General features: G+C 44.9%; 1 pseudogene. It reads right to left on the minus strand.

Features of this window, described 5'->3' with window-relative positions:
- Positions 1 to 147: 147 nt before the first annotated feature.
- Positions 148 to 267 (minus strand): annotated as a pseudogene (locus tag AB4512_RS23450) (Rsd/AlgQ family anti-sigma factor); the annotation flags it as partial.

Here is a 267-nt window from a genome sequence, read left to right on the forward strand (position 1 = left end):
CCGGTGAGAAGTGTTACGTCGGGTTATCGCAAAACATCAGAATAGAGACGAACCAATAGGCTCTGATAAAAGAGTTGGATGTGTCAGGTAACGCTACAGACAAAACAAAAAGCTTGCACAGAGGCAAGCTTAGAAGATGTTAAGCCATTAAGCTCCTGGTGGAACCGCTAGGCTGTCGGCAATTTGTTGTATCAGTTGGTCTTCAACCGCAAACCTAGCCTCAAGAATCTCACCTACGAGTGACAGTTCACTATCAAAGCCTTCTAA

It is taken from the genome of Vibrio sp. 10N.222.52.B7 (genome assembly GCF_041474275.1).
GTDB lineage: Bacteria > Pseudomonadota > Gammaproteobacteria > Enterobacterales > Vibrionaceae > Vibrio > Vibrio crassostreae_C.